This window comes from Spiroplasma endosymbiont of Nomada rufipes, assembly GCF_964277355.1.
Lineage (GTDB): Bacteria > Bacillota_I > Bacilli_A > Mycoplasmatales > VBWQ01 > Spiroplasma_E.
The window spans coordinates 37,511-59,165 of the sequence record NZ_OZ195517.1 but is presented as its reverse complement, the minus strand read 5'-3'; the positions used below and the strand labels follow the sequence as shown (position 1 = coordinate 59,165).

The following is a 21,655-nucleotide window of genomic DNA, read 5'->3' as shown; positions in this document are numbered from 1 at the left end:
AGTTTTTATATGAGTTATAAACATCTTGGCATAGATGAAAGGATTTATATTGAGAATCAATTGAAATTTAAATTTAAAATTAGTGAAATAGCTAAAAATCTTAATCGAATTATTAGTACTATTATTCGAGAAATTAATAGAAATAAAGATAATAATCATTATTTTTCATTAATTGCACAAAATAAAGCTGAAAATCGAAAACAATCACATATTAGTTTTCATAAGTTTAAAAATAAGAATTTAGTAAAATATGTACAACAAAAATTACTATTAGTTTGATCACCTGAACAAATTTATGGCAGAATTAAAAATTTTCATAAAGAGTGAGTTATTAGTTTTAAAACAATTTATACTTGAATTTCTTTTGGAATGCTTGATAAAGTTACTAGTAAAAATTTAAGAAGAAAAGGTAAAAAACGAAAATCTAAAGAAAATCGTGGCAAGTTTAATGGTAAATCAATTAAAGAACGAGATATAAATGTTAATGATCGTATAACACTTGGTCATTGGGAAGGAGATACTATAGTATCATCACGAGGTAAAAGCAAATCATGTTTAATAACTTTAGTTGAAAGAGTATCACGATTTACTTTAGCAATATTAGTTAAAAACAGAACTACTAAAGTTTTTAATAAAAATGTCAGTTATTATTTATCAATTTTTCCTAAAAACATTGTTAAAACTATTACTTTTGATCGTGGCAAAGAATTTTCAAATTGACAACAACTTGAAAAAAATTTAGATGTAAAAATTTATTTTGCCAATCCATATTGACCTTGACAAAGAGGTACTAATGAAAATACTAATGGTTTAATTAGAGAAAAATTTCCTAAAAAATTTATTTTTTCAAAAACTAATAAAAATGAAGTTCATAAATTTATATTGTCTTTAAATCAAAGACCGAGAAAAATATTAAATTATCTTTCACCAATCGAATATTTGGATAGAAAAATAATTTAGTTGCACTTACCTTTACAATTTAGCAAATCAACAAGAAAGTTTAGGACAATTTTGTAAGTTAATAGGTCATATGTTTAATGGTACTATGTATTTGATTGAACAACATCCTAATAGAATAACAGTACAAGCAAAAGAAAAAGTAGAGTATGTTGTGCAAGTTAAAAGAATGCGTTTTTTGGGCTTTGTTGTTATATTTAATCTTAATTTATATACTAATATTGATGATTATAATAAAGTAGTGTTTTCACGACGTAGAACAAAGAAAATGATTAAAAAGGCATTATGCCTCCAAGTTATAGTGGTGAAGCAATGGCTATGACTTTATTTTTTCCTAGACACTGGTTAAAAAGGTATAATTCACGTGCTTTACATTATGTGCATGAACTTAAAAGTGAATTGTCACCTAGAAAATACCTTAAAGAAGCAAGTAGTATTGATATGACTTATACTGATATTAAGTCTGCTGGTTTAGATAAATTAGATAATATTTTAAAGAAAAAAGATAAACCTAAAAATAAAGATAAATAAAAATAGTTATAGTCCCAGTAGGTTCACTGGGACTATAATTTGGGTGAGCAACGTAGTGGCGAGGGACGTAGTCCCTATATACTTGTTAAGGAAAAAGAATGGTGTTTAACTTGAAATTTATTGAATTTAAAGATATAAGTTATAAAGAATTTTATCGTTTAACGGGTGTTAAAAATAAAACATTTGAAAAAATAGTAAAAATTTTAAAAGAAGCAGAAAATCAACAAAAATATTATGGTGGTAGAAAAAATAAACTTTTAATTGAAGATCGTTTATTAATGACATTAGAATATTGACGTGAATACAGAACTTATTTTCATATTGGAAAAAGTTTTGGCATTAGCGAACCAAGTTGTTATCGAAATATTAAATAAATTGAGGATATTTTAATAAAACACCCTGATTTCCAACAACTTTCTGGAAGAGTTAATAAAAAAGCATTTTAAAGATAAAACATTTATCATTGATGTTACTGAAACCCCAATTCAACGCCCAAAAAAAGTCAAAAGCAGTACTATTCAGAAAAAAATATAAAATAAGAGATAAAAACTCAAGTCATAATTGAAAAAGAAAGTAAACAAATTCTGACAACACATTTTTCATTTGGTAAAAAACATGATTTTTGTTTGTTTAAAGAAACAAAAATTAATTTTTTAAAAAATTCCTTATTAGTAGCTGATACTGGTTATCTAGGTTTAGCAAAAATTCATAATAATGTTTTATTGCCAAAACGAAAATCAAAGAAAAATCCTTTAACTAAAGAGTAAAAACAAAATAATAGGTTAATTTCAAAAATGAGAATTGTTATTGAAAATGTCTTTGCTAGTCTTAAAAAATTTAAAATTATTGCTGAAAAATATCGAAATCGTAGAAAAAGATTTGCTTTACGATTTAATTTAATAGCTTCAATTTATAACTTAGAATTGATTTAGTTATGAAAGAACTCTAATTAATAAAAATTTTTTATTTTTTAAAGCAAGTTTATAAGCAATATTTTTACAAAGTGTTGTTTTTCCAACTCCACCCTTTTTAACAGCAAATGAAATCATTTTCACAACTATTCACTCTCACTTTCATTTTTTTGTGCATATCAATTTTCTAAAATCATAGTCATTAGAGTTGTATATTTTCAATGATTTTGTTTGGCTTCATTTTTAAATTTTTCTACTAAATTTGGTGGACATGTCATTGTTGGTAATTTTTGATTTCATGGTTTGTCTTTATAAGGTTTATTTTTCCAAAATGAAGCCATTTTTTAACTTGTTCCATTGGTTTTATTTTTGTTTCGTTTATTTGAATATTTAATTTCAATATTTATAATCTAAATAATTTTTTAGTTGGAATTACAAGTATAATTCAGCATAAAATTTTTAGATATTAAACAAGTTTATAGTGTTTAGGAACCGCTCCTTGATTTTGATATTTTTTTAATTCTTCTTTAGTTAAACAAGGTGATTTTTTTGGTTCTTTTTGATTATAAAAATTATTGATTTTATTAATATCACTTTGAGTTAATGAACTTGCCATTTCGGTTCTTAATTTATAATTTAATTTTTCTAAGATTTTTTGCTGTTCATTTTAAATATTGATGATTATTTTATTTTGATATTTATCAATGAAAAAAGCTTCTTCAAATTTTTTAGTTTTTTTGCAAAAAATGATCGTAATGTTATTTTTTTGTTCAATAAGATTATTTAAAATTTTATTTTCTTCAATATTTAATAATATTGTTTTTTCTATTTTTTCATCTTTAATATTAGGTAATGTTTCAATATTTCAATTGTTATCTTTATGTTTTGAAATGATAATTGGTTCTGAAATATATTTTAATTTTTGATAATAGTCTGAATTTTTAATCAAAAGTGATTCTTCTAGTGTATCAGTTAAATCTTGTTTTGCCTTAGTAATTGTATCTAACTGTTGTTGTGATAAATCTAGTTTATCTGTTAAATATTTTTTTTCTTGAATAACTTTATTTAATTGTTTAGCTAAATTTTGTTTTGTTTTATTTAAATCAATAATTTGTTCTTCATTACTTATTTTAGTTTCTTTTAAAGATTGAACTTCATCAGTTAAATCTTGTTTTGCCTTAGTAATTGTATCTAACTGTTGTTGTGATAAATCTAGTTTATCTGTTAAATATTTTTTTCTTGAATAACTTTATTTAATTGTTTAGCTAAATTTTGTTTTGTTTTATTTAAATCAATAATTTGTTCTTCATAATTTTTATTATCAATTTCAAAATTTTCTAATTCTTTTTCTTTAAATATTAAATTTTGACTTAGTCGATGATTTTCTTGCTTTAAATTTTCTAATTCTTCATATTTATTATCATTATCATCTTTAAAAGATGATAATGAATTTTGTAATTCTTCGAAGACTTGAATTAATTTGTTTTTCATTTCTAAATCATAATTTACTTTTTTTCAATTTTTTAAAAGATTTTTGATACTTTTTTTAAAATTTTCAATTTTTTCTAATAAATATTTATTTTTTTCTTCTAAGTCTTGAATAGTATCGTATACAAATGTTTGATTTAATAAATTTTCTATATTTTTCATAAGTTTTAATTTTACTCCTTTTTAATAATTTGCTAATAAAATACTAACAAACATTATAAAATAATAATACAATTTAAATGTGTTTATTAACAAAATTTATTTTGTAATTTCATTATTTTTTACCATATACTTATAAAAAGCTCATATTCGCTAAAAACAGCAAATATGAGCCAAATAAAGGCATATATCTAAAAAGGAGAAATTATGAAGAAACTTTTAGGTTTAGTATTTATTCCATGATTTATAATTGAATTTATTTTTGCAATTATTGTTATTATCACAACAAGTATCGTTTGCAACTATAATTATCCATATAATGACTTTCTTAAAATAGAAAAAAATATGAGCTTATCAAAAAATAAAAAAATGTTATTTATATTATGGTTGATATGGCAACCGGTTTTGATGTTAAATCAATTTTACAAGGTAACTCGCAACTAGCAAATAATTTTACTGGTTTTACAAATTATGAAAATGTAATTACTACTAAATTGGATTAATAGCAATATCAACAATCATTTTCATTTTGTCATTTTCACTTGTTAATTGCATAATTTTCTCCTAATTTTTATTGATAAGCTGAATTATACTTGTAAGTGCAAGTAAATAAAATTGCAAAAAATTCTCATATAAAAATTTCATAATGCTAAATTTAGTTTAGAAAAAAGTAAGGAGTTTTTATATGAGTTATAAACATCTTGGCATAGATGAAAGGATTTATATTGAGAATCAATTGAAATTTAAATTTAAAATTAGTGAAATAGCTAAAAATATTAATCGAAGTATTAGTACTATTATTCGAGAAATTAATAGAAATAAAGATAATAATCATTATTTTTCATTAATTGCACAAAATAAAGCTGAAAATCGAAAACAATCACATATTAGTTTTCATAAGTTTAAAAATAAGAATTTAGTAAAATATGTACAACAAAAATTACTATTAGGTTGATCACCTGAACAAATTTATGGCAGAATTAAAAATTTTCATAAAGAGTGAGTTATTAGTTTTAAAACAATTTATACTTGAATTTATTTTGGAATGCTTGATAAAGTTACTAGTAAAAATTTAAGAAGAAAAGGTAAAAAACGAAAATCTAAAGAAAATCGTGGCAAGTTTAATGGTAAATCAATTAAAGAATGAGATATAAATGTTAATGATCGTATAACACTTGGTCATTGAGAAGGAGATACTATAGTATCATCACGAGGTAAAAGCAAATCATGTTTAATAACTTTAGTTGAAAGAGTATCACGATTTACTTTAGCAATATTAGTTAAAAACAGAACTACTAAAGTTATTAATAAAAATGTCAGTTATTATTTATCAATTCTTCCTAAAAACATTGTTAAAAATATTACTTTTGATCGTGGCAAATAATTTTCAAATTGACAACCACTTGAAAAAAATTTAGATGTAAAAATTTATTTTGCCAATCCATATTCACCTTGACAAAGAGGTACTAATGAAAATACTAATGGTTTAATTAGAGAAAAATTTCCTAAAAAATTTATTTTTTCAAAAACTAATAAAAATGAAGTTCATAAATTTATATTGTCTTTAAACCAAAGACCGAGAAAAATATTAAATTATCTTTCACCAATCGAATATTTGGATAGAAAAATAATTTAGTTGCACTTACCTTTACAATTTAGCAATTTAGCAATTCTTCTTTTATTAGACATATTCCATAATTAGTAAAGATTTATTCAGTAAATTTGATAAAATTATAAGTAAGAAAATTTAGGGTTTGAAATTTTTTAAAAATGAGGTAAAGAAAATGTTTAAAAGAATAAAAGAAATTAAAAAAAGTAATAAGCTTAAATCTATAAATGATTATCAGTGATTAGCTTTAGATATTGGAACTGAAAATTTTAAAGCTAGATATATTAATACTGGTCTTAGATATGATGCACCAACATATTTAGCTGAAGATTATGAAAAAAATATAATTATTTATGGTGAAGAAGCAAAAGCATTGATGGATAAAAGCAATGAAAATGTTATTATTAAACGTCCAGTTCGTGATGGTAATATTGCTGATCCCGATGCTTTACAGCGTATTCTTGCTAAAATTTTTCAAGATTTTAGACTTGAAATTAAAAATTCAAAACAAATTGATAATAATATTATAAAAAATTCTAAAGAACTTGAAAAAATAGATAAAAATCGTGATTTAATTGTGTTAATGGCTACACCAAGTGAAATCAATACAATACAAAGAGAAGCTCTAGAAAATATTGTTCATCAATTAGGAGCACTTCGTGGTTTTGTACAAAAAGAAGTTAAAATGGCAGCTTTAGGTTCAGGACAAGATATTTTTGGAACAGCAATTATATGTATTGATATTGGAGGAGGAAGTACTGATATTGCTGTCATTAATAATGATTCAATTTTATATTCATATACAACACATTGTGCTGGAGATTTTTTAACACAAAAAATTAAAGACTATATTGCTAAAAAACATGCTATAAGAATCGGAACAAAAGAAGCTGAAGATGTTCTTAAAAATATTGGCTCACTTATGAAATATCAAAATGAAAAACCGTATACTATTTCGGGAATTTCATTACCTAGATTGGACTCCCAACCCGGAGAAACAATGTCAATTTCTAAAACTATTGAAATTACACCCGAAGAAATTCGCGAAAATGTTATGAAAGTTGAATTTAGAGAACATGTTATTCCGTCCATTCGTACAGTCTTAAGAACTGTTGGAGAAAAAGCTGCTGGTAGTGTTAGTGATTTAAAGAAGAAAGGTAAAGGTATTACAATTTGCGGGGGTGGGGCTTACATTAAAAAAATAGATGAATTCATTAAAGAAGAATTATCTAAAGAATATTTCATTGAAGTTAAATATAATAAATCAAATACAAAACTAATTCGTCAAAAATATGAAGGAGATATCTTTGAAGTACGTATTGCTAAAAACCCTTTAGATAACGTTATTGATGGTTGTGTAAAATATCGTGATACAATTTATAAACAAATAATAGCCGAACAAAATCCTAACCGCGAAATTCTTAAAAAAGAAGAATAATAAGATAAAAATATTAAAATTAAAATTTTTGGAGGGATAATATGAATAAAAAAGAATTAGTAAAAGCAATAAGTAATGAAATTAATCTAAATCAAAAAGATGTTGAAAACTGCATTGATAAACTTTCAGAAATCATCATCACTAAAAATTCAACTGGTGAATTTGTTGATATTTCAAATCTTGGAAAATTCATGATTGTTAAAAAGAATGCAAGAACTGTTAGAAATCCTAAAACTGGTCAAACTTTACAAATAAGTGAACATTACTCACCAAAATTTCAACCAAAATCTATTTATAAACAAACTATTAAATCAGCAATTATTGAAAAAGAAACGGAGGTAAAGTCAAATGTTTAAAAACCTTAAATCAATTTTCAAAAAGAATAAAAATAAAACTGCACAATTGTGCAGTTTTAAAGTATTTAAAATATTTACATTTTTTGTGATTTACTACTAGAACTTTGATTTTTACTTGTTGAAGCTTCACTATTTATTTTTTTAATTTCTTTGAATCCCAGAGGATTACCAACTTTTTGTTTTTCTATTCATACTTTTTTAAACTGTTCTTGTTCTTTTTTTATAGTGTCTTCTTTTTCAAATCCAAGAGCATTAGCAACTCTTTCTCTTCTTTCTCGTTCGTTTTTTTCTCCTCAAGCTTTATTCGTTTCGGCAACTCTTTTTGCATGTGCTTCTTTTCTGTCTTGACTTCATTCATTACATGATCTTCACATATTTATATTCTCCTTTATTATTTTTGAATATTTTTTTCTACCCTTAAAATATTCACACAAAAAGTATATATTTTTAAAACAAAAAATGTGTAAAAAATAATAAAAAATATAGTTTTAGAAACAAGTATATAGGGACTTCGTCCCTCGCCACTACGTGGCTCACCCAAATTATAGTCCCAGTAGGTTCACTGGAACTATAATCATTTTTATTTATCTTTATTTTTAGGTTTATCTTTCTTCTTTAAAATATTATCTAATTTATCCAAACCAGCAGATTTAATATCACTATAAGTCATATCAATACTACTTGCTTCTTTAAGATATTTCTTAGGTGATAATTCACTTTTAAGTTCATGCACATAATGTAAAGCCCTAGAATTATACCTTTTCAACCAATGTCTAGGAAAAAATAAAGTCATAGCCATTGCTTCACCACTATAACTTGGAGGCATTATTCCTTTTTTAATCATTTTCTTTGTTCTATGACGTGAAAAACACTACTTTATTATAATCTTCAATATTAGTATATAAATTAAGATTAAATATAACAATAAAACCCAAAAAACGCATTCTTTTAACTTGCACAACATACTCTACTTTTTCTCTTGCTTGTACTGGTATTCTATTAGGATGTTGTTCCATCAAATACATAGTACCATTAAACATATGACCTATTAACTTACAAAATTGTCCTAAACTTTCTTGTTGATTTTTAAACTGTACTCCTAAATCATTAGAATTTATCTTTAATGCTAATTCATCTAAAATTATTAAATCTTCTTCTTCAAAAGCATAATTACTTGCTAACTGATTAAAAGTAAAAACATCATTATAATTAACCAAATAAGAATAACCATTTTTTAAATAGAAATATCATGTTTTGCTTTATTAATATCTTGCATATTATCAGCATAAGTCAAAGTAACAAAACTTAAAACCTTTGAATTGCTGAATTATACTTGTAAGTGCAAGTAAATAAAATTGCAAAAAATTCTCATATAAAAATTTCATAATGCTAAATTTAGTTTAGAAAAAAGTAAGGAGTTTTTATATGAGTTATAAACATCTTGGCATAGATGAAAGGATTTATATTGAGAATCAATTGAAATTTAAATTTAAAATTAGTGAAATAGCTAAAAATCTTAATCGAAGTATTAGTACTATTATTCGAGAAATTAATAGAAATAAAGATAATAATCATTATTTTTCATTAATTGCACAAAATAAAGCTGAAAATCGAAAACAATCACATATTAGTTTTCATAAGTTTAAAAATAAGAATTTAGTAAAATATGTACAACAAAAATTACTATTAGGTTGATCACCTGAACAAATTTATGGCAGAAGCTGAATTATACTTGTAAGTGCAAGTAAATAAAATTGCAAAAAATTCTCATATAAAAATTTCATAATGCTAAATTTAGTTTAGAAAAAAGTAAGGAGTTTTTATATGAGTTATAAACATCTTGGCATAGATGAAAGGATTTATATTGAGAATCAATTGAAATTTAAATTTAAAATTAGTGAAATGGCTAAAAATCTTAATCGAAGTATTAGTACTATTATTCGAGAAATTAATAGAAATAAAGATAATAATCATTATTTTTCATTAATTGCACAAAATAAAGCTGAAAATCGAAAACAATCACATATTAGTTTTCATAAGTTTAAAAATAAGAATTTAGTAAAATATGTACAACAAAAATTACTATTAGGTTGATCACCTGAACAAATTTATGGCAGAATTAAAAATTTTCATAAAGAGTGAGTTATTAGTTTTAAAACAATTTATACTTGAATTTATTTTGGAATGCTTGATAAAGTTACTAGTAAAAATTTAAGAAGAAAAGGTAAAAAACGAAAATCTAAAGAAAATCGTGGCAAGTTTAATGGTAAATCAATTAAAGAACGAGATATAAATGTTAATGATCGTATAACACTTGGTCATTGAGAAGGAGATACTATAGTATCATCAAGAGGCAAAAGCAAATCATGTTTAATAACTTTAGTTGAAAGAGTATCACGATTTACTTTAGCAATATTAGTTAAAAACAGAACTACTAAAGTTATTAATAAAAATGTCAGTTATTATTTATCAATTCTTCCTAAAAACATTGTTAAAACTATTACTTTTGATCGTGGCAAAGAATTTTCAAATTGACAACAACTTGAAAAAAATTTAGATGTAAAAATTTATTTTGCCAATCCATATTCACCTTGACAAAGATGTACTAATGAAAATACTAATGGTTTAATTAGAGAAAAATTTCCTAAAAAATTTATTTTTTCAAAAACTAATAAAAATGAAGTTCATAAATTTATATTGTCTTTAAATCAAAGACCGAGAAAAATATTAAATTATCTTTCACCAATCGAATATTTGGATAGAAAAATAATTTAGTTGCACTTACCTTTACAATTTAGCATTATTAAATAATATAAAATTAAGATTATCAATAACTTCTTTATTTTCTAATATAACCAAAAGTTCATTATTTTGCTCATAAAACTTAAATCTATAATTATATTTTTTTAACAGTTTTATAGTAATCAAAATATTACTAGTAATTAAAATTCAAACTTTATTAATATTAAAAGTTCTTATTGAACCGTCATAAAGTAATTTTCCTAATTCCATAATAGTAAAATTGTCAATGATATCTTTAACTTCATTAATCATATGTGTAGTTAAAAGAATAGTTTTTCCTTTTGATTTTAAATCTTTTAAAATATTATTAAATTGTTTACGTGATTCTGAATCTAAATTAGCTCCTGGTTCATCTAAAATTATTAGATCTGGATCATTAACTAATGCATGAATTATCATAATACGATTTTTCATTCCTGAAGAAAAAGAGTTTAATTTTTTATTACGATGTTCTCATAAATTAAACATTATTAAATACTTTTTTATATTTTGATTTAAAATTTCATCACTAATAATTGTTGCTCGTCCTAACATTTTTAAAAAAATATAAGCTGTTAAATCTTGAGGAAAATTTTCTAAATTTAAAGAAAATCCTAAACTGGATTTTGATTTTGCACTTCCAGCTTTATAATTATTAATAGTAATAATACCATTATAATTCTTATCAGATATTGCACCAATAATTGATTTTAATAAAACAGATTTACCACTACCAGATTGGCCAACTAAAGCATGAATAGTTCCTTTAATAACTTTAAAACTAATATTGCTAATATTAAATTTTTTTAATTTAATACTATAATCTTCCACATTAATAATAATATTGTTATTCACTTCTTACACTCCTAACTAATTTTTTTCTTTAAAAATATTACATAAGATACATAAAATAAAATAACTGAAATAATAATATAAACATAAGTAATTATTGAAATATTTTGAAAATATTCAATTTTATCAATATTTATTTTATTTTTAATAAAATTTAGTTTAAAATCATGATAACTAAATAAAGTATTTTTTTGTGTGTCAAAATCAATATTAGAAAAAGGGTAAATTTCAAATCAAAAATCACCATAATAACCCATAAAATAAGTTCATATTTGATTTCAATGTTCAATAATATTTATATAATTTAAAATTTGATATGTATTAACAGAATTAATGTATTTTTTATAGTTATTATTTATAATAATATCATTGTTAATGATATTATTATAAATGCGAACTTGTTCATAAATGTAATCTTCAACTGTTCTAATAACATAATATACTGGGTTATAGAAAATTTTGTTAAATTGATTTCGAAAATCAAATTGATATTTATAAGTTGATAAAAATATATCTTTAATTTCATAATCATTAATTGCTTTTTTACTATCAGTTTCTCCTTTAATAGCAATAAAACTTTTATTAATATCATTGTCAGAAATTAATAAAGTTGTTGCTTTAGTTTTTTGTGTTAACATAAATGTATTAATGTTATTACATTCAAGATTATAATCATTTATTAAATCTAATAAATCTTGAAAAATTTTATTACTATTTAAGTTTAATTTTAAAAAATCTAAATCTTTAAAATAACTATTAAAAGTTATTTGTAATATGATAGTTTTATTAATATAATCTACTGGTCTTCATATTGTAACTTTGCCTTCAAATTTTTTGACTACAGAATCTTGATAAATAAGTCCTAAACTTCTATAAAAATTAATTCTTTTATTAATAACATTTTCTGAATTAATGTCACTTAATTCTAAAGAAGTTAATCCAGAATAAAAAGTAAAAATACTTTTTGTTAAATTATGATATTTAATTAAATTATTTTTTAAATTTTCCTTAAACAAAATTGAATTTTTAATTTGTCTTACATTATATGAGTCATTATTTTTAAAACTCAAAATAATGTTATCAGTTTTTATTTTATTAAATGAATAAGGCAAACCACCCAATAAAAATAAACTACAAAAAATACTAAAAATTAAAAAAACAGGTTGTGAGTGTATAAATGCTAATAATACTACAACAGCAATAGTTAATAAAATACTAAACAAAAAACAAAAAACAAAAAATTTAAAAATAGTAATAACATGAAAAATTAAATATTGTTCATTAAATATAAAACCAAAAGTGGCAGCTATTATTAATAAAACTATCAAATTAAATAAAATAAAAATGAAATTATTAAAAAAAAGAACAATATATTGTGTTATAATAATATTTTTTCTTGAATATGGTTTTGTAATTAAAAGTAAAAAAGAACTATCTTCAATTGGAATACCAAATATTTTTATAGCATTCATTACAACAAAAATAAATAAAAGAATATTATAAAAAATAATAAAATAATATTGAAAATCATTAAAAATGATATCATTTGATAAATTTAAAGAAAATAAAATTAAAGAACTTATTAAAGAAAATAATAATGAAAATAAAAATAAAAAAATTGTAATGAAAGAATGATTAATTTTAAATAAAATTAATTCAAAAAGTTTAATTCAAGATTTACTTTTATTTTTCATAAAAAATCCTCTTTTTAAATTTATTATTAAACCTATAATTTGTTATATATTACTTTTAATTTCAAATATTACTATCTGATTTTTTAATTATTCATTTATTAAATGTTATATAACTATTTTTATTTGTATTATCTCTAGTTTTTTTATTACCAAAAATAAAACTAAAATCGTCAATAGTAATATTTAAGTAAGGATAATAATTTAAAGGATTTTTAATTACTTCTAGTGTAGAAGCATCTATGTTTCGAATAAATTCAGAATTTTTCAAAGTTGCATCTTCTTTTCAGCAACCATTTAATAGTATTCTAAATTCTGTATTATTAGAAATTACTCCTTCTGTTATTGCTTTTTCTTTAATTTTTTCACTAAAATAATTACTAACATCGAATAAACTTTTATTTTCAGAAACATATGAATTAAAGTCTGTTTTATCCATATACATAATTAATGCATTTTCTTCGTTAATAATACTAAATGGGATTTTAATAAAACCATCTAAAGAAAAAATTTTTCCTAATGCTTGAGATACAAAATTTACTCATTCTTGTCTTGTCTGATTTTTACGAATTGTAATAAAATTAAAATTAATTCTTTCTAAGGTTAAACCTGAAATAGTTCAATTATTTAATGAAATTTTTCCAAAATTTTTAATATTTGATTTATCTTTTTCAATTTTTGATTTTGTTGTGCTACTTAAATTCGAATCAATTCATTTATCTAAATCTTTTTTAAAATCTTCAACTATTATATTAAAATATTCTTTTAAATAATCTATTGAATCAATCCTTGATTTATTAAATGCATTATAAAAATGATTTGCTTCATTATATATATTTTTTTTAATTTTTACATCATTTTTTTCCAAAAAGGTACTTTCATTAATAACAATCTTGTTATTATTTAATATTCTAAGTAAAATTTCCTTAGCTTTATCAATTATGTTATGATTATCTTTAGTTATATCAATATTCACAAGATAATCTTCTATTTTATTTTTAATTTCTAATGAGGCTGCTTGAATTACTGAAAATATATTTGCACCTGTGTTTGCAAAATATATAATATATTCTTGATTTAGATCTTTATTTTGCAATTTATTATTATCATCTTTATATGATAATAATAAATTTAAATTTATTTTAATAGAATATCAAAATTCTATATTTAATTTATCTGGACTATAATTTTGAATGCCAAAATTAACTTCTTCTTTTTTTCATTTAAAAGGAACTTTTTTAAAATTGCTTCTATTAGTAGAAATCTTTAATATATCATCATTTGATATTCCATTAAATAATAATCTTAAATTATTATCAAGTATTAATTTATTAGTAATATTAATATTAATTATTTTTTGTATTCTTTTAGTAAAAGCATTAATAAAATTAATATTATCAATAATTACCTCTTTTTCAGAAGAAAGATTTTTTAAAATATTAAAATAATCTTTACCTGATACAAATTCATCTTGAAAAAATAAATTTGCATTTGAATTTGTTAAATCTCCAAATCCTTCTTTAATTTTATCTTGTGTTTTAATTAATAATTCTTGTATACTATTCCCATTATTAATTATTGGACTTATTGGTTCTTGACCACCACCACAAGCAATAACACTTGTACTTGCTGTTCCAATTAAAGTTATTACTGCTAACATACTAAGTAATTTCTTCATATCTTTTACCCCCTAAATTCTAAATTTTGTTATTAAAATTTTACAATATTTCTAAAATAAATCTTCATATATGCTTACTGCATAAATAATTAGTTAAGAAAGAAAAAAAAGAGAAAGAATTGATAATTGGAATGGTAACACTTTTTAGGACTATTTTTTGGTAGACATTTGTTTTTGGCTTTAACTGGAGTTAAGTAGTTTAGAATGCTGTGGATTCTTATGTTGTTGTATCAGTTGATATAATCAAATAATTCTAATTTTAATTGGATTAATGATGTAAAATTTTTATCATTAATAAATTCAGTCTTAAAAGTTTTAAAAATTGCTTCAGCAACAGCATTGTCATAAGGACAACCTTTTTTGCTTAAAGAATGGTTAATATTGAATGCTAATAAAAATTTATCAATAATTTTATTATTAAATTCATTACCACAATCACTATGAAATATTTGAATATCTTTTAAACAGCGATTTGATTGCATAAATGCTTGATGTACTAATGCTGCATTTTTTTAGTATCTACAACACTATGTCCAATAATTTCGCGGTTGTATAGAGGTCAATTAATAAGCAAATATAGTTTCATTTACCATAACTTGAACATAAGTTAAATCATCAACAATAACTTCATTTTTAATTTTATTATTAAAGTTTCTATTAACAAGATTGGTGATTTTTTCATCATTTACTTTATTATGGTTTTTATAATTTAATTTGGTATATTTTGATATTAAATTATGTTTATTCATAATTTCTTTAATTTTTCGTCTTGATAAATAAATTTTTTGGTTTTTTAGTATGACTTTTAATCTTCTTGTTCCATAAACACATTTATTTTAAAAGCACTAATAACAGTTTCATAATAAATATTATTTTGAATTTTATTTTCTTTTTTCTTTAAATTAAAATAATATGTTGATTTAGAAATTTTTAAAAAATGACACATTGTGCGAATTTTATATTTAAATTTATTATTGGCAATAATTTCTATTTTCTGCCTATTATTAGTGCTGCTTGCTTTAAAATATCATTTTCCATTTGTAACTGTTTTAATTCTTTTCTTAATTTAATTAATTCATTTTCTTCAATAGAATGATTATTTTTAGCTTTAAAGTTGCCTGAATTAGTAAATTGCTTAATTCAATTATAAGTAGCTGCTCTTGTAACATTATATTATTTAGCAAGACAAGATACTGATTTACCACTTTGATATAAAGCTACTATTTGTTTTTTAAATTCATTTGAATATGAGTTAATATTGGTCATAATTATAGTTCCTTTCTTTTAATTAATTTGTTAACTTGTCTACGTAATTAGTGTCCAATAAATTGGAGCCCATCTATAAACTTTATTATGAACTAATTGAGTTTATAGATATAATTAACTTGCTTTTGAATGAAAAAACTAAATAAATGTATTTTTACTGTCAATATCGAGTGAAAATTTCCCAAAAATATTTATCAAAAAAAAATAAAAAAGAAGTAAAATTTGCTAAATTGTAAAGGTAAGTGTAACTAAATTATTTTTCTATCCAAATATTCGATTGGTGAAAGATAATTTAATATTTTTCTCGGTCTTTTATTTAAAGACAATATAAATTTATGAACTTCATTTTTATTAGTTTTTGAAAAAATAAATTTTTTAGGAAATTTTTCTCTAATTAAACCATTAGTATTTTCATTAGTACCTCTTTGTCAAGGTGAATATGGATTGGCAAAATAAATTTTTACATCTAAATTTTTTTCAAGTTGTTGTCAATTTGAAAATTCTTTGCCACGATCAAAAGTAATAGTTTTAACAATGTTTTTAGGAAGAATTGATAAATAATAACTGACATTTTTATTAATAACTTTAGTAGTTCTGTTTTTAACTAATATTGCTAAAGTAAATCGTGATACTCTTTCAACTAAAGTTATTAAACATGATTTGCTTTTACCTCGTGATGATACTATAGTATCTCCTTCTCAATGACCAAGTGTTATACGATCATTAACATTTATATCTCATTCTTTAATTGGTTTACCATTAAACTTGCCACGATTTTCTTTAGATTTTCGTTTTTTACCTTTTCTTCTTAAATTTTTACTAGTAACTTTATCAAGCATTCCAAAATAAATTCAAGTATAAATTGTTTTAAAACTAATAACTCACTCTTTATGAAAATTTTTAATTCTGCCATAAATTTGTTCAGGTGATCAACCTAATAGTAATTTTTGTTGTACATATTTTACTAAATTCTTATTTTTAAACTTATGAAAACTAATATGTGATTGTTTTCGATTTTCAGCTTTATTTTGTGCAATTAATGAAAAATAATGATTATTATCTTTATTTCTATTAATTTCTCGAATAATAGTACTAATACTTCGATTAAGATTTTTAGCTATTTCACTAATTTTAAATTTAAATTTCAATTGATTCTCAATATAAATCCTTTCATCTATGCCAAGATGTTTATAACTCATATAAAAACTCCTTACTTTTTTCTAAACTAAATTTAGCATTATGAAATTTTTATATGAGAATTTTTTGCAATTTTATTTACTTGCACTTACAAGTATAATTCAGCTAATGATAAAAATTTTACATCATTAATCCAATTAAAATTAGAATTATTTGATTATATCAACTGATACAACAACATAAGAATCCACAGCATTCTAAACTACTTAACTCCAGTTAAAGCCAAAAACAAATGTCTACCAAAAAATAGTCCTAAAAAGTGTTACCATTCCAATTATCAATTCTTTCTCTTTTTTTTCTTTCTTAACTAATTATTTATGCAGTAAGCATATATGAAGATTTATTTTAGAAATATTGTAAAATTTTAATAACAAAATTTAGAATTTAGGGGGTAAAAGATATGAAGAAATTACTTAGTATGTTAGCAGCAATAACTTTAATTGGAACAGCAAGTACAAGTGTTATTGCTTGTGGTGGTGGTCAAGAACCAATAAGTCCAATAATTAATAATGGGAATAGTATACAAGAATTATTAATTAAAACACAAGATAAAATTAAAGAAGGATTTGGAGATTTAACAAATTCAAATGCAAATTTATTTTTTCAAGATGAATTTGTATCAGGTAAAGATTATTTTAATATTTTAAAAAATCTTTCTTCTGAAAAAGAGGTAATTATTGATAATATTAATTTTATTAATGCTTTTACTAAAAGAATACAAAAAATAATTAATATTAATATTACTAATAAATTAATACTTGATAATAATTTAAGATTATTATTTAATGGAATATCAAATGATGATATATTAAAGATTTCTACTAATAGAAGCAATTTTAAAAAAGTTCCTTTTAAATGAAAAAAAGAAGAAGTTAATTTTGGCATTCAAAATTATAGTCCAGATAAATTAAATATAGAATTTTGATATTCTATTAAAATAAATTTAAATTTATTATTATCATATAAAGATGATAATAATAAATTGCAAAATAAAGATCTAAATCAAGAATATATTATATATTTTGCAAACACAGGTGCAAATATATTTTCAGTAATTCAAGCAGCCTCATTAGAAATTAAAAATAAAATAGAAGATTATCTTGTGAATATTGATATAACTAAAGATAATCATAACATAATTGATAAAGCTAAGGAAATTTTACTTAGAATATTAAATAATAACAAGATTGTTATTAATGAAAGTACCTTTTTGGAAAAAAATGATGTAAAAATTAAAAAAAATATATATAATGAGGCAAATCATTTTTATAATGCATTTAATAAATCAAGGATTGATTCAATTGATTCAATAGATTACTTAAAAGAATATTTTAATATAATAGTTGAAGATTTTAAAAAAGATTTAGATAAATGAATTGATTCGAATTTAAGTAGCACAACAAAATCAAAAATTGAAAAAGATAAATCAAATATTAAAAATTTTGGAAAAATTTCATTAAATAATTGAACTATTTCAGGTTTAACCTTAGAAAGAATTAATTTTAATTTTATTACAATTCGTAAAAATCAGACAAGACAAGAATGAGTAAATTTTGTATCTCAAGCATTAGGAAAAATTTTTTCTTTAGATGGTTTTATTAAAATCCCATTTAGTATTATTAACGAAGAAAATGCATTAATTATGTATATGGATAAAACAGACTTTAATTCATATGTTTCTGAAAATAAAAGTTTATTCGATGTTAGTAATTATTTTAGTGAAAAAATTAAAGAAAAAGCAATAACAGAAGGAGTAATTTCTAATAATACAGAATTTAGAATACTATTAAATGGTTGCTGAAAAGAAGATGCAACTTTGAAAAATTCTGAATTTATTCGAAACATAGATGCTTATACACTAGAAGTAATTAAAAATCCTTTAAATTATTATACTTACTTAAATATTACTATTGACGATTTTAGTTTTATTTTTGGTAATAAAAAAGCTAGAGATAATACAAATAAAAATAATTATATAACATTTAATAAATGAATAATTAAAAAATCAGATAGTAATGTTTGAAATTAAAAGTAATATATAACAAATTATAGGTTTAATAATAAATTTAAAAAGAGGATTTTTTATGAAAAATAAAAGTAAATCTTGAATTAAACTTTTTGAATTAATTTTATTTAAAATTAATCATTCTTTCATTACAATTTTTTTATTTTTATTTTCATTATTATTTTCTTTAATAAGTTCTTTAATTTTATTTTCTTTAAATTTATCAAATGATATCATTTTTAATGATTTTCAATATTATTTTATTATTTTTTATAATATTCTTTTATTTATTTTTGTTGTAATGAATGCTATAAAAATATTTGGTATTCCAATTGAAGATAGTTCTTTTTTACTTTTAATTACAAAACCATATTCAAGAAAAAATATTATTATAACACAATATATTGTTCTTTTTTTTAATAATTTCATTTTTATTTTATTTAATTTGATAGTTTTATTAATAATAGCTGCCACTTTTGGTTTTATATTTAATGAACAATATTTAATTTTTCATGTTATTACTATTTTTAAATTTTTTGTTTTTTGTTTTTTGTTTTTTGTTTAGTATTTTATTAACTATTGCTGTTGTAGTATTATTAGCATTTATACACTCACAACCTGTTTTTTTAATTTTTAGTATTTTTTGTAGTTTATTTTTATTGGGTGGTTTGCCTTATTCATTTAATAAAATAAAAACTGATAACATTATTTTGAGTTTTAAAAATAATGACTCATATAATGTAAGACAAATTAAAAATTCAATTTTGTTTAAGGAAAATTTAAAAAATAATTTAATTAAATATCATAATTTAACAAAAAGTATTTTTACTTTTTATTCTGGATTAACTTCTTTAGAATTAAGTGACATTAATTCAGAAAATGTTATTAATAAAAGAATTAATTTTTATAGAAGTTTAGGACTTATTTATCAAGATTCTGTAGTCAAAAAATTTGAAGGCAAAGTTACAATATGAAGACCAGTAGATTATATTAATAAAACTATCATATTACAAATAACTTTTAATAGTTATTTTAAAGATTTAGATTTTTTAAAATTAAACTTAAATAGTAATAAAATTTTTCAAGATTTATTAGATTTAATAAATGATTATAATCTTGAATGTAATAACATTAATACATTTATGTTAACACAAAAAACTAAAGCAACAACTTTATTAATTTCTGACAATGATATTAATAAAAGTTTTATTGCTATTAAAGGAGAAACTGATAGTAAAAAAGCAATTAATGATTATGAAATTAAAGATATATTTTTATCAACTTATAAATATCAATTTGATTTTCGAAATCAATTTAACAAAATTTTCTATAACCCAGTATATTATGTTATTAGAACAGTTGAAGATTACATTTATGAACAAGTTCGCATTTATAATAATATCATTAACAATGATATTATTATAAATAATAACTATAAAAAATACATTAATTCTGTTAATACATATCAAATTTTAAATTATATAAATATTATTGAACATTGAAATCAAATATGAACTTATTTTATGGGTTATTATGGTGATTTTTGATTTGAAATTTACCCTTTTTCTAATATTGATTTTGACACACAAAAAAATACTTTATTTAGTTATCATGATTTTAAACTAAATTTTATTAAAAATAAAATAAATATTGATAAAATTGAATATTTTCAAAATATTTCAATAATTACTTATGTTTATATTATTATTTCAGTTATTTTATTTTATGTATCTTATGTAATATTTTTAAAGAAAAAAATTAGTTAGGAGTGTAAGAAGTGAATAACAATATTATTATTAATGTGGAAGATTATAGTATTAAATTAAAAAAATTTAATATTAGCAATATTAGTTTTAAAGTTATTAAAGGAACTATTCATGCTTTAGTTGGCCAATCTGGTAGTGGTAAATCTGTTTTATTAAAATCAATTATTGGTGCAATATCTGATAAGAATTATAATGGTATTATTACTATTAATAATTATAAAGCTGGAAGTGCAAAATCAAAATCCAGTTTAGGATTTTCTTTAAATTTAGAAAATTTTCCTCAAGATTTAACAGCTTATATTTTTTTAAAAATGTTAGGACGAGCAACAATTATTAGTGATGAAATTTTAAATCAAAATATAAAAAAGTATTTAATAATGTTTAATTTATGAGAACATCGTAATAAAAAATTAAACTCTTTTTCTTCAGGAATGAAAAATCGTATTATGATAATTCATGCATTAGTTAATGATCCAGATCTAATAATTTTAGATGAACCAGGAGCTAATTTAGATTCAGAATCACGTAAACAATTTAATAATATTTTAAAAGATTTAAAATCAAAAGGAAAAACTATTCTTTTAACTACACATATGATTAATGAAGTTAAAGATATCATTGACAATTTTACTATTATGGAATTAGGAAAATTACTTTATGACGGTTCAATAAGAACTTTTAATATTAATAAAGTTTGAATTTTAATTACTAGTAATATTTTGATTACTATAAAACTGTTAAAAAAATATAATTATAGATTTAAGTTTTATGAGCAAAATAATGAACTTTTGGTTATATTAGAAAATAAAGAAGTTATTGATAATCTTAATTTTATATTATTTAATAATAAAATTTTTATTCAAACTCTTTGTAAAAAAGAAATAGATTTATCATATATAAAACTATTTTTTACTTAATAAGTAGTGATTTTTTTTAATTCATAAACTTAATTGTTTAATTTGAAGACTTT

Annotated in this window: 25 protein-coding genes and 2 pseudogenes; 14 read left to right on the top strand and 13 right to left on the bottom strand. The window is 21.2% G+C overall.

Features of this window, described 5'->3' with window-relative positions:
* Nucleotides 1-9: 9 nt before the first annotated feature.
* The 4 genes and pseudogenes from ACICQF_RS00295 (at nucleotide 10) to ACICQF_RS00280 (ending at nucleotide 2,420) form a co-directional block, all read left to right on the top strand.
* Nucleotides 10-960, top strand: coding sequence for an IS30 family transposase (locus ACICQF_RS00295; RefSeq protein ID WP_395473253.1), 951 nt, complete (start codon nucleotides 10-12; stop codon nucleotides 958-960).
* 91 nt (nucleotides 961-1,051) lie between these two features.
* Nucleotides 1,052-1,306, top strand: coding sequence for a hypothetical protein (locus tag ACICQF_RS00290; RefSeq protein ID WP_395473252.1), 255 nt, complete (start codon nucleotides 1,052-1,054; stop codon nucleotides 1,304-1,306).
* Entirely contained in the window at nucleotides 1,270-1,488 is a 219-nt protein-coding gene (locus ACICQF_RS00285; protein ID WP_395473251.1) for a hypothetical protein, read from the top strand. The genes ACICQF_RS00290 and ACICQF_RS00285 overlap by 37 nt, the downstream gene beginning before the upstream one ends.
* A 110-nt stretch (nucleotides 1,489-1,598) precedes the next feature.
* A pseudogene (locus ACICQF_RS00280) lies at nucleotides 1,599-2,420 on the top strand (IS5 family transposase).
* Here ACICQF_RS00280 and ACICQF_RS00275 read toward each other — a convergent pair.
* From ACICQF_RS00275 to ACICQF_RS00255, 5 genes are all read right to left on the bottom strand, one after another.
* A complete protein-coding gene (locus tag ACICQF_RS00275; protein ID WP_395473677.1) occupies nucleotides 2,421-2,537 on the bottom strand; it encodes an AAA family ATPase in 117 nt (38 codons plus the stop codon). It abuts the pseudogene before it with no gap.
* A gap of 8 nt (nucleotides 2,538-2,545) precedes the next feature.
* Entirely contained in the window at nucleotides 2,546-2,740 is a 195-nt protein-coding gene (locus ACICQF_RS00270) for a hypothetical protein (protein ID WP_395473250.1), read from the bottom strand.
* 125 nt (nucleotides 2,741-2,865) lie between these two features.
* Nucleotides 2,866-3,015 (bottom strand): hypothetical protein, encoded by a 150-nt coding sequence (locus ACICQF_RS00265; RefSeq protein WP_395473249.1) that lies wholly within the window; start codon nucleotides 3,013-3,015, stop codon nucleotides 2,866-2,868.
* Between the two features lie 51 nt (nucleotides 3,016-3,066).
* Entirely contained in the window at nucleotides 3,067-3,348 is a 282-nt protein-coding gene (locus ACICQF_RS00260; protein WP_395473248.1) for a hypothetical protein, read from the bottom strand.
* Between the two features lie 275 nt (nucleotides 3,349-3,623).
* Nucleotides 3,624-4,049 (bottom strand): hypothetical protein, encoded by a 426-nt coding sequence (locus ACICQF_RS00255; RefSeq protein ID WP_395473247.1) that lies wholly within the window; start codon nucleotides 4,047-4,049, stop codon nucleotides 3,624-3,626.
* 682 nt (nucleotides 4,050-4,731) lie between these two features.
* Here ACICQF_RS00255 and ACICQF_RS00250 point away from each other — a divergent pair.
* The 3 genes from ACICQF_RS00250 (at nucleotide 4,732) to ACICQF_RS00240 (ending at nucleotide 7,449) form a co-directional block, all read left to right on the top strand.
* Nucleotides 4,732-5,430 carry an IS30 family transposase gene (locus ACICQF_RS00250; RefSeq protein WP_395473246.1) on the top strand — a complete coding sequence of 233 codons (699 nt, stop codon included), beginning with the start codon at nucleotides 4,732-4,734 and terminating at the stop codon, nucleotides 5,428-5,430.
* 400 nt (nucleotides 5,431-5,830) lie between these two features.
* Nucleotides 5,831-7,093 (top strand): rod shape-determining protein, encoded by a 1,263-nt coding sequence (locus ACICQF_RS00245; RefSeq protein ID WP_395473245.1) that lies wholly within the window; start codon nucleotides 5,831-5,833, stop codon nucleotides 7,091-7,093.
* A 41-nt stretch (nucleotides 7,094-7,134) separates the two neighbouring features.
* Nucleotides 7,135-7,449: an HU family DNA-binding protein gene (locus ACICQF_RS00240; protein ID WP_395473244.1), complete on the top strand. Its 315-nt coding sequence runs from the start codon at nucleotides 7,135-7,137 to the stop codon at nucleotides 7,447-7,449.
* Between the two features lie 74 nt (nucleotides 7,450-7,523).
* Here ACICQF_RS00240 and ACICQF_RS00235 read toward each other — a convergent pair whose 3' ends face one another.
* The 3 genes from ACICQF_RS00235 to ACICQF_RS00225 form a co-directional block, all read right to left on the bottom strand.
* Nucleotides 7,524-7,823, bottom strand: coding sequence for a hypothetical protein (locus tag ACICQF_RS00235; protein WP_395473243.1), 300 nt, complete (start codon nucleotides 7,821-7,823; stop codon nucleotides 7,524-7,526).
* A 206-nt stretch (nucleotides 7,824-8,029) separates the two neighbouring features.
* Nucleotides 8,030-8,275 (bottom strand): hypothetical protein, encoded by a 246-nt coding sequence (locus ACICQF_RS00230; protein ID WP_338980394.1) that lies wholly within the window; start codon nucleotides 8,273-8,275, stop codon nucleotides 8,030-8,032.
* 28 nt (nucleotides 8,276-8,303) lie between these two features.
* Complete coding sequence (locus tag ACICQF_RS00225; protein WP_395473242.1) at nucleotides 8,304-8,666, bottom strand: zonular occludens toxin domain-containing protein; 363 nt, start codon at nucleotides 8,664-8,666, stop codon at nucleotides 8,304-8,306.
* Between the two features lie 208 nt (nucleotides 8,667-8,874).
* Between ACICQF_RS00225 and ACICQF_RS00220 the strand changes: the two genes are divergently transcribed.
* The gene (locus ACICQF_RS00220) at nucleotides 8,875-9,201 is read left to right on the top strand and encodes a transposase (RefSeq protein WP_395473241.1); all 327 of its coding nucleotides are present in this window, start codon (nucleotides 8,875-8,877) and stop codon (nucleotides 9,199-9,201) included.
* A 72-nt stretch (nucleotides 9,202-9,273) separates the two neighbouring features.
* A complete protein-coding gene (locus ACICQF_RS00215) occupies nucleotides 9,274-10,224 on the top strand; it encodes an IS30 family transposase (protein WP_395473240.1) in 951 nt (316 codons plus the stop codon).
* Nucleotides 10,225-10,236: 12 nt separating this feature from the next.
* Here ACICQF_RS00215 and ACICQF_RS00210 read toward each other — a convergent pair whose 3' ends face one another.
* The 5 genes and pseudogenes from ACICQF_RS00210 to ACICQF_RS00190 all read right to left on the bottom strand — a co-directional run bounded on the left by ACICQF_RS00210 (nucleotide 10,237) and on the right by ACICQF_RS00190 (nucleotide 16,916).
* Nucleotides 10,237-11,085: an ATP-binding cassette domain-containing protein gene (locus ACICQF_RS00210; RefSeq protein ID WP_395473239.1), complete on the bottom strand. Its 849-nt coding sequence runs from the start codon at nucleotides 11,083-11,085 to the stop codon at nucleotides 10,237-10,239.
* Between the two features lie 11 nt (nucleotides 11,086-11,096).
* Nucleotides 11,097-12,776 carry a hypothetical protein gene (locus ACICQF_RS00205; RefSeq protein ID WP_395473238.1) on the bottom strand — a complete coding sequence of 560 codons (1,680 nt, stop codon included), beginning with the start codon at nucleotides 12,774-12,776 and terminating at the stop codon, nucleotides 11,097-11,099.
* A 55-nt stretch (nucleotides 12,777-12,831) separates the two neighbouring features.
* Nucleotides 12,832-14,451, bottom strand: a complete 1,620-nt coding sequence (locus ACICQF_RS00200; protein WP_395473237.1) for a lipoprotein — start codon at nucleotides 14,449-14,451, stop codon at nucleotides 12,832-12,834.
* An 89-nt stretch (nucleotides 14,452-14,540) separates the two neighbouring features.
* Nucleotides 14,541-15,717 (bottom strand): annotated as a pseudogene (locus tag ACICQF_RS00195) (IS3 family transposase).
* Nucleotides 15,718-15,965: 248 nt separating this feature from the next.
* Nucleotides 15,966-16,916, bottom strand: a complete 951-nt coding sequence (locus ACICQF_RS00190) for an IS30 family transposase (RefSeq protein WP_395473236.1) — start codon at nucleotides 16,914-16,916, stop codon at nucleotides 15,966-15,968.
* A 126-nt stretch (nucleotides 16,917-17,042) separates the two neighbouring features.
* On the opposite strand from ACICQF_RS00190, the gene ACICQF_RS00185 reads away from it, so the two are divergent.
* The 5 genes from ACICQF_RS00185 to ACICQF_RS00165 all read left to right on the top strand — a co-directional run bounded on the left by ACICQF_RS00185 (nucleotide 17,043) and on the right by ACICQF_RS00165 (nucleotide 21,602).
* Nucleotides 17,043-17,225 (top strand): IS3 family transposase, encoded by a 183-nt coding sequence (locus ACICQF_RS00185; RefSeq protein WP_395473676.1) that lies wholly within the window; start codon nucleotides 17,043-17,045, stop codon nucleotides 17,223-17,225.
* A gap of 89 nt (nucleotides 17,226-17,314) precedes the next feature.
* Nucleotides 17,315-18,943 carry a lipoprotein gene (locus tag ACICQF_RS00180; protein ID WP_395473235.1) on the top strand — a complete coding sequence of 543 codons (1,629 nt, stop codon included), beginning with the start codon at nucleotides 17,315-17,317 and terminating at the stop codon, nucleotides 18,941-18,943.
* Between the two features lie 55 nt (nucleotides 18,944-18,998).
* The gene (locus ACICQF_RS00175) at nucleotides 18,999-19,484 is read left to right on the top strand and encodes a hypothetical protein (protein WP_395473234.1); all 486 of its coding nucleotides are present in this window, start codon (nucleotides 18,999-19,001) and stop codon (nucleotides 19,482-19,484) included.
* Complete coding sequence (locus ACICQF_RS00170; protein ID WP_395473233.1) at nucleotides 19,477-20,685, top strand: hypothetical protein; 1,209 nt, start codon at nucleotides 19,477-19,479, stop codon at nucleotides 20,683-20,685. The genes ACICQF_RS00175 and ACICQF_RS00170 overlap by 8 nt, the downstream gene beginning before the upstream one ends.
* Before the next feature lie 11 nt (nucleotides 20,686-20,696).
* Entirely contained in the window at nucleotides 20,697-21,602 is a 906-nt protein-coding gene (locus ACICQF_RS00165; protein ID WP_395473232.1) for an ATP-binding cassette domain-containing protein, read from the top strand.
* Nucleotides 21,603-21,655: the final 53 nt, after the last annotated feature.